General features: G+C 36.6%; 8 protein-coding genes. All 8 read right to left on the bottom strand.

The window, feature by feature from the left end:
- Window positions 1–771: LCP family glycopolymer transferase (locus AC06OU_RS11185; protein ID WP_475855822.1), on the bottom strand; the 771-nt coding region annotated here is incomplete at its 3' end.
- A 79-nt stretch (window positions 772–850) separates the two neighbouring features.
- The gene (locus AC06OU_RS11180; protein WP_475855820.1) at window positions 851–2,071 is read right to left on the bottom strand and encodes a glycosyltransferase family 4 protein; all 1,221 of its coding nucleotides are present in this window, start codon (window positions 2,069–2,071) and stop codon (window positions 851–853) included.
- Window positions 2,072–2,083: 12 nt separating this feature from the next.
- The gene (gene galU / locus AC06OU_RS11175; RefSeq protein ID WP_475855819.1) at window positions 2,084–2,947 is read right to left on the bottom strand and encodes a UTP--glucose-1-phosphate uridylyltransferase GalU; all 864 of its coding nucleotides are present in this window, start codon (window positions 2,945–2,947) and stop codon (window positions 2,084–2,086) included.
- Window positions 2,948–2,985: 38 nt separating this feature from the next.
- Complete coding sequence (locus AC06OU_RS11170; protein ID WP_475855818.1) at window positions 2,986–4,056, bottom strand: glycosyltransferase; 1,071 nt, start codon at window positions 4,054–4,056, stop codon at window positions 2,986–2,988.
- A complete protein-coding gene (locus AC06OU_RS11165; protein ID WP_475855817.1) occupies window positions 4,053–5,171 on the bottom strand; it encodes a glycosyltransferase in 1,119 nt (372 codons plus the stop codon). Before AC06OU_RS11165 ends, AC06OU_RS11170 begins: the two co-directional genes overlap by 4 nt.
- Complete coding sequence (locus AC06OU_RS11160) at window positions 5,168–6,556, bottom strand: O-antigen polymerase (RefSeq protein WP_342566987.1); 1,389 nt, start codon at window positions 6,554–6,556, stop codon at window positions 5,168–5,170. Before AC06OU_RS11160 ends, AC06OU_RS11165 begins: the two co-directional genes overlap by 4 nt.
- A 14-nt stretch (window positions 6,557–6,570) precedes the next feature.
- Window positions 6,571–7,638, bottom strand: coding sequence for a non-hydrolyzing UDP-N-acetylglucosamine 2-epimerase (wecB, locus tag AC06OU_RS11155; RefSeq protein WP_340884816.1), 1,068 nt, complete (start codon window positions 7,636–7,638; stop codon window positions 6,571–6,573).
- Window positions 7,635–9,041, bottom strand: a 1,407-nt coding sequence (locus AC06OU_RS11150; RefSeq protein ID WP_475855815.1) for an asparagine synthase-related protein, incomplete at its 5' end; no start/stop codon positions are given. The genes AC06OU_RS11150 and wecB, both read right to left, overlap by 4 nt.

Here is a 9,041-nt window from a genome sequence, read left to right as displayed (position 1 = left end):
TTCAATCATATCATCTATTTTAGTAATATTTGATATGCTCGTGCCTCTATCAATAATTTCTTTAATTACTTGCTTTTGTCTATTATTACGACCAATGTCACCTTGTGGATCGCTTTTTCTCATACGTACATAAGCAAGAGCTTCGTTACCGTTAAGTTCCATAGGGCCTTCTGTGTACGTTTTCCACTTTAAGCTACCTGTTAACTGTGCTTTAAATGTAAATGGCACATCTACATCAATTCCGCCTACCGTATCAACAATATCTTCAAAGCCTTGGAAGTCTGTCGAAACATAGTAATCTATCGGAATATCTAACATTTCTTCAATTGTATTAATCGTATAGTTAATACCACCATTCGCGTAGGAATGGTTTATCTTATCGTTATACCCTAGGTCAGGAATATAAACTCTTGTATCACGTGGAATACTTACCATGGATATCTTATTTGTCTTAGGATTTACTGTTGCAACTAAAAGCACATCTGAACGGCCGTATTTAGCTTTTTCTTCATTCTCAATACCGGCCAATAAAATAGTAAACGCTGAATCTTCTGCCTTTGCATTGTCGAACTTCTCTATTGCCTCGTTTTGTTCTTCCTTTTCACGATCTAGTGGCTCATAGATTTTGTTAACAGCGTTCTTTGTCTGAAACGACAAATTAGTAGCAAATACGATAACTCCAGACAATAACACCATCGCAACGATCAGTACAGTATATAAAATTTTTCTTCTCGTCTTGTTTTTTCTCTTGTTTTGGCGTGAAGTAGTCATAATAATTCCCTACTTTACTTTTAAATTTTATCTTACCAATTATACATAATTTAAAGGATGGTGTATATCGTAAAGAATATTACTTTTGAGTAATATTTTGTAACAAGTCATTTACAATTGTAGTCCAGCTATATTCGTCTTCTGCTAATCGTCTACCGTTTTCTTCCATAGCTTTTCTATCATTTACCTTCATTTCTACAAATTCAAACATTTTTTCAGACATTGAGTCAACATTTTCTGGTTGAGCTACTAATCCTATATTATTTTCTGTAATGATTTTTGCACTTTCCCCTTTACCACAATATAGCACTGGTACTCCAGATGCTGCTGCAGGAAAAATTTTCGATGGACGTGCGCCCTCAAATAATTGTATGTCACGAAGTGGAACTATACTTACATCTGTTACTGAAAATAATTTTGGCATTTCCTTCAAAGGAAGATGTCCTAAAAATGTAGTGTTTTGTAAACCAAGCTCACCTTTTAGCTTATGAAGCTTTTCTTCTTCCGGTCCTGCTCCTGCAATAAGAAAGTGAGCATGTGGAACAGTTTCCTGCATTTTTTTCGCTGCATACAAAATAAACTCAAGCCCTTGAGCGTATCCAAGGTTTCCTCCGTAGGCAAAAACAAACTTACCCTGTAGGCCAAATTTTTCTACATACTCTTCATTTTTTTCCTGAGGATAGAAGAATTTTGTATTAACTCCATTAGGTAATACAAATACTTTTTCCTCTGGCTGAGAGTGGTTAATGATGTATGACTTAATACCATCCGTGGCAGTTGCGATTTTCCAAGAATGCTTATAAAGAAAGGATTCCAGAATTTCTGCAAGCTTAATAAACAGTTTATTTTTTACAAGCCCAAGCTTAACAGCCGACTCTGGCCAAACATCCGCTACGTTAAAAACGAACTTGGCTCCTTTTAGTTTTGCCCCAATTAACCCAGTCAATCCTAGGAAGATCGGAGGAGAATTGACAATAATAACGTCCACTTTCCCTGTTTTCATTAACCCAAAGAACGAACTAAAGGTAAATGAAAAATAGGAAACAAGGCGTTTCCAAAACGAGCCTTTTTTAGATGGATAAATCCAAGTTCGGTGAACCGGGATGTCATCCCATTTTTCAAACTCATATTTTTTCCCTTTATATTCATCTGGAATAATTCCATGTGGATGATGAGGAAACGCGGTAACTACCTGAATATCATGTCCTTGAGCAAGTAATTCCTTACTTACTTCATACACACGTATTTGAGGTGCACCTGTTTCTGGTGGAAAATGTTGACATAAATATACAATACGCATCGCTATCACCGTTTAATCTTTCAATTTATTCTTCAAGTAAGCAAGTAATGGTTCCTTTAAATCGTCACGCTTTAATGCAAAGTCAAATGTTGCCTGCAAAAACCCAAACTTGTCTCCAACATCATAACGCTTGCCTTCGAACATATAAGAATAGATGGATTCTTTTTTCAGTAAGGCATCAATAGCATCTGTAAGCTGAATTTCACCTTTTGCATCCGGCTGTACTTTTTCAAGTTCTTCAAATATGCCAGGAGTCAAAATATAGCGTCCAACTATAGCTTGATTGGACGGAGCATCTTCAATAGCAGGTTTCTCTACTAGTCGTTTAACTGAGTATAAGTCGTTTTCCGCTGCACTATAATCGACAATTCCATATTTGTTTACATCTTCACTTGGAACTTCATTTACGCCTAAAATACTGCTATGTACTTCCTCATACTTGGCAATCATTTGTTGAAGTGCTGGGACTTCTGAATCGATGATGTCATCTGGAAGCAATACTGCAAATGGTTCGTTACCAATAAACTTTTTAGTACAAAGAATCGCATGTCCAAGTCCTAGTGGCTCTTTTTGTCTCATGTAATGAATGTCCACTAAATTAGAGATGTTCTCTACTTGTTTTAATAACTCTAGCTTGCCCGTATTTTTAAGCAATAACTCCAGCTCAATGGATTTATCAAAATGATCTTCCATTGATTTTTTGTTTCGTCCAGTAACGATGATAATATCTTCAATCCCAGAAGCTATAGCCTCTTCGATAATATATTGTAAATTTGGTTTGTCTACAATTGGAAGCATTTCTTTTGGCAATGCTTTTGTAGCTGGTAAAAACCGAGTACCAAAGCCTGCTGCCGGAATGACTGCTTTCTTAATCATATAATTCACCTTTTCTTCCTAAGTGGCCACTTTAACTATTAAGCCTCTGTATATTTTTCGTATAATGACAACATGTAATTAGCGTTATCAATCCAACTATAATTGTCCTTTACATGAGCTACGCCTGCTTTACCCATTCCAGCTCTTAAATCATTGTTCCCGGCCAGTTTTATAAAAGCAGCTGCCAGCTGATCTGGACTTTCCTTATCAGTGACAATACCCGTGACATCCTTCACTACTACTTCCGGTAATCCCCCGACATTCGACACAACTACCGGAACACCACAAGCCATCGCTTCTACTGCGGCTACTCCAAAGCTTTCGCTATCTTCTGTGGAAGGAACAGCGAAAATAGACATACTACGAATAATAGCTGGAACCTCTGTATTCGGAACCTTTCCGGTAAATGTAGTAACGTTGGATATGCCAAGCTCATCTGCTAGCTGCTCATATTCTTGTCGTTGAGGGCCATCTCCCGTAATGAGTAGCTCAGAATTTGGATACTCTATATGAAACTTAGCAAAGCCTTTTATTAAATCAGCGATCCCATACTTGTCCTCTAATGCTTTTACCGTTCCAACAATGATCTTGTCATTACTTTCATTCGTATCTAGCGGATAGAATTTCTCTAAATCCACTCCAAACGGTGTCACATATACAGGACGATTCGTATAAAGATTCGTTTCCTTAGCCATGATATGACTTGTCGAGCAAATAGCCGTTGCTTTACTTAACGTAAATCTCACAAGCTTCTCATTTAGCTTGTTCTTCTTTGGAAAATCAAATATATCCTTGCCCCATACGGAAACAAAATGTACTTTATAATCCACAATCGCTCCTAGCAATCCATAGCTAGAGATAAAGTGGGAATGCAAAATATCTGGATTCCACTCTTTTAGCATTTTCTTTAAAGCAGGTGCTGCTGCAATATAAGATGCTTTACCAGGTAACACTTTTGGCAATATTTCCGTTGGTACTTGATTTGCATTGTCTTCAGAATAATGGTCCTTGAACGTAAAAACCTTCACATCTATACCTTTTGATTGGTAAAATAATGCCCATTTATGTGTATGAATAGACTTACTTGGAGCTAATACAGCTATTTTCATTTTTTATTACCTCCCATAAGCGCTTGTGCAGCCTGCTCGGCACGTGCATTCCAAGAATGTTGCTGTAAAAAGCTTTTTTTAATATTTTGTTTGAACTGTAAATATTCTGGTTGAATAGCTAACATACCTTTCACAAGTCCCTCAGCATCATCCTCGGCTATTACGCCGTATGGTCCCGACAATATAAAGTCTTCTTGTGCAGAGCAATTCGTTGCAACAATAGGCAAGCTCGCTGTTAAGTATTCTACTAATTTAATCGGTACTGCAAAGTCGTTGTAGGTGGATCTTTTACGGGGGATAAAAGCAAAGTCTACTTCCTCATATAATGACTGAAGCTCAGCTCCACTCACATGTTTTAGCTCAATATAAGGCTGTTTAATCTTATCTTTTTCCTCGTCACTGAGCTGAGTGTACTCTTCTTCTCGACATACAATAACTAATTTACCTAGCACCTCTTTTTTATTTAGCAGGGCATAAGCATCCACGAGTGTCGGCAAGCCGTAGTCCTCGTTATTAATGCCTCCTACATAAATACCTTTAAACGGTTTTTGCATTTCCCGGTTGTTGTCATTCAACTCAGTAAAGCGACCTCCCGGTGGAAGAGCCATTTTGTTAGTATTGATAGCTACGTACTTTCCCATAGCATCACTTGGAAGAAACAGTGTATGAACATACTTCTCATAGAATCTTTCTTCCATCCTATAAATAGTCTTCATAACCGTTTTTTTGATACCCTTCAAAGGATATAATTCATCGAATTTCCAATACACATCTCGGTAAAAAACACCTATCGGCACTTGAAGTCTCTTTAATGTTTTAAAAACATCCTTGTCAATAATCCAGTCTTTTGGAATATGTCCCGGATCTGTTAACCATAAAGGAATCGTTTGATTTTCTGAATAACAAAACAATGTTTGCTCTTGTTTCTTTTCAGCAAGCATCTTATTCCATAATTGACGTCTTTCCGTAGATGTACCTGAGATAACAATAGTTTCTAAATTATTTTCAGTTGCATATTTTTCTATTGCCTTAATCATTTCAACGGGGCGAATTGCTGAACCACTCTTCGGATTAGTAGCAAGAGTAAAAGGATAATAAATTAAAATATTTTTCATTGTGGTGCTCCTTTTTTTCGTACTTTGCTTAATAGGAACGTCCATATAACATGGAAATACTGCTCCAGAATAAACAATCCACCCAATACTACGGTCATTAATATCCACACTGGGTTAAAGAAAAAGTCAGCTACTCCTCCAACAAGTGTTCTTGGAAGATTAATCGTAAAGTAGACAAACAATGCTATAACCACTGGTGTTTTCGGTAAGCGTAAAAAGATGATATATAGCACTTGTATAACGGTTGCTATATAAATAATAGAAATAATCACACCTAGATATCCAAATGAAGCAAAGGCTTCACCAAGAAAAATGGTATTAAGAACACCACCAGTACCCTTATCTACGTTTTCAGGAAATACATTCTCCATTACCATTCGTGCTGATCGTACTTGCTCGATATCGAAAATTCCAGCAATAAAGGAAGGCAAGCCTTTTGCTTCTAAGAAGCTTAGAGAATGTGAGTACGTATCCAAATGTAAAAAGAATGGTGAAATTTGCGCCAGTATAATCCTTCCGATTGGGCCAGAATTATGAGACAAGAAGCTTTCAATTTCTGTAACCCCTTGAATGGCAACATACATAACGATTAATAAGGCACTTCCCGCCAAAATATAACCGCTGATTCTCTTCCAATTGAGCTTTAACTTTTGTGTATATACACCAGCTAGAAGCAGCATGATGATATAAAAGAAAATAGGAGACTTAGCTAAATCATAGGTAGAGATTAGGACGGATGAAATGAACAAAACAAAGAACAATACTTTCCAATATAATGCTCTCGATTTCGTAGTATATACAAATGCAATAATAGAAAGGACTGGAGTTAATGCGATACCGAATATATTCCTAATATACACATTCCCACTGAAGCCTCTACTCGCATCAATTCTAAGCTTTGCAAGCTCCGATGTATTCCCCTTTAAAAGCTCCATTAAAGGAACATTCGCTGTCTTCAATAAGGTATAAGCAACTGCTAAAACAGATATAGCGGATAAAGCACCAAAAGCCAATCTAAAGATACGCTCATTCTTATCTACACTTGTACGAACGGGTTTTTGCAGATAGTTATTAAATTCTAGCTCCCCATTAAACCCAAAAATTCTACCTACAACTAACTGAGTTAGTGGGAATAAAATCATTAATAGCGTCAATAAAATAAAACCAATTATTCGATATTCCTCATGGTCCATTCTTTTGATCATATAGTAATCATCTATTCCTAAAGCTATTAACAATCCGCCAATATAACTGGAGATAAGGAAAGAATAATAATAAACAATAGAAATCATATTTGGCTTTACAAGAGAAAGGCTTCCAGAAACCTTTTTAAAAAGGTATGTGGAAGCCACCACAGTAAAGAGCCATATGCTAAATATTAACAATGCTCACACCTACTTTATTTACTTGAATATTCCTTTAGTAAAGCTAACACTTTTTCCGATGTTTTTCCATCACCGAAAACAGGAGTATAAGAAGGAGTTACTTCTTTTTTAACTGCGTCTACGATTTTATTTGTATCTGTTCCAGTTAAGATATTTGCATCCTCTATTAAGGTCTCTACCCATTCCGTTTGATCGCGAACAGTAACACAAGGTACTTCTGCAAAGTATGCTTCTTTTTGAACGCCACCAGAATCTGTTACGATTTTTCTTGCGTTTGTTTCTAAGGAAAGCATATCTAAATAACCAACTGGATCTATAACTTGTAAATTAGGAATTTCATCTAGCTTAAAGCCGTAATCCTCTAATTTTTTCTTTGTTCTTGGATGGATTGGCCAAACCTTTTTATCTTCGATTTGACGGAATGCATCTAAAATTGACTTCATACGGTCTACATCATCTGTATTTTCCGCACGGTGAATCGTAATTAATAAGTAATCCTTTGGAGCGAGCTTTTCAGTCTCTAAAATAGTAGATGTAGACTTAGCTAGTTCTTTATTGTAAAGAACTGCATCATACATTACGTCTCCAATATTATACACGCCCGCGCTAATATTTTCGTTCGTTAAATTCTGGATAGCTGTCTCCGTTGGACAAAGTAACAACGTGGAAACATGGTCTGTTAAAATACGGTTAACTTCTTCAGGCATTCTCATATTGAAGCTGCGAAGACCTGCTTCGATATGAACGATAGGAATATGCAGTTTAGCAGCTGCAAGTGCTCCTGCTAATGTTGAGTTTGTATCACCATACACTAATAAGAAATCAGGATTTTCTTTTAAAATTATTTCTTCGATTTTAGCTAGCATTTCACCAGTTTGTTTACCATGGTTTCCTGAACCAATTCCTAAATGATAGTCAGGCTTTGGAATGTTTAATTCCTCGAAGAAAATATCAGACATATTGGCATCATAATGCTGTCCAGTATGAACGATAAGCTCCGTTACTTCTTCACGAATTACACGTGAAACTGCTGCTGCTTTAATAAACTGAGGTCTTGCTCCTAAAATAGTTAGAACCTTCATTTTGTAATCTCCTTCATCATTTCAATCATGTCTTTTACGATAAACGAATTGATATTGTACGGGTGCTCATACTTTTGACCATTTCTTTTAAAAGTAAGGGACTGTACATACTGCTTGTAAGTCGGATAGATTCCGTACCACTCCATTGGCTCATCAAAATATTTACGATATAGATTTTTCTTTCTATATATTTTGCGTAGTAAAGGATAGAGAATACCATATTTATTTTTAAGTGAATTTTCTGGTCCTGGCTTTTGAGGCAATGGATAGTATTCCGGATACATTTGATGCAATGTATAATCATATAAATATTTTTTATACTTTAAATCCGCAGGGATTTTACTGAAAAAGTGGATTAAACGATCATCCCATAACGGAATAGACCAGCCTTGTCCAAAATATTCGTATACCCGAACAGAATTAATGATAAATTTCGCTTGTCGTTCTCGCCAATTCCATTCATCAATTAAAGAAGTGACACGTTCATTTGTATAATTGGAATACGCTTCAATATCCTGATACAATCCTTTACCGATGTCTGTTTCTGCATAGCTGTCTTTACCAGCTAGCTCCCATAATCGAAAATGCTTGTTCATTATAAAGGTTTGAATTTCACTCTTTTCAAATTGCTTGTCCACAATCGACTCATAAGGTAGATGTCCACCTGCCAGATAATCTAAGGAATGACCTGGTAAAAACACTGCGTCTTGTAACCCTTCTTGCTCAACCAGCAGCTTAGTGCTTGGAAAATCTTGAAGATGTGCTACCGAAACAGCATTACTAGAATACACCACATAGTCCTTCCATTCGTCAGACTTGTACATATCCTCCCACATCTTTTTATCGTAGGCAAAGTATTTCCATTTTAAGCCTAGCTTATCAGCAATCTGTTTACTAACAGTTGACTCTCCGTTCCCTGGTCTTCCGTATGTAAATGCAATAATATTATCCTTTAAACCGCGTTCCACCAAGGCTAATGCAATTAATCGAGAGTCATACCCACCACTAAGTGGAATGACGATTTGGCGATCCTTTAAACGACTTGCAAGATCATCAAATAAGTCATGAAATACTGTTTTTAACTCGGCTGCAAATGTATCGATTTGCTCTGTTTCTTTTGGAAGAACATACGAATAGTAGTAGTCATGGACAGCCTTTTCCTGCAATGTAACATAAGAAACTGCAGGAACCTGTTTCCATTCCTTAAATAATGTCTTCTCTCTAAAAACAAATCCTGTGATTAGGAACTCTTCCTCTGCCTCTGGATTTATATTTAAGCCTTCCTGAGGCTGTATATAATCTTGGACAAGCCAGTTGCCTGACTGATCCTCCATATAAAATAATGGAATAGAACGCTTCATATCAGTTACCAGTTTTGTTTCGACTGGAGTTGTATAGATTAA

This window comes from Psychrobacillus sp., assembly GCF_056205495.1.
The sequence above is the reverse complement of the archived record's forward strand: the minus strand, read 5'-3'. Positions and strand labels throughout refer to the sequence as shown.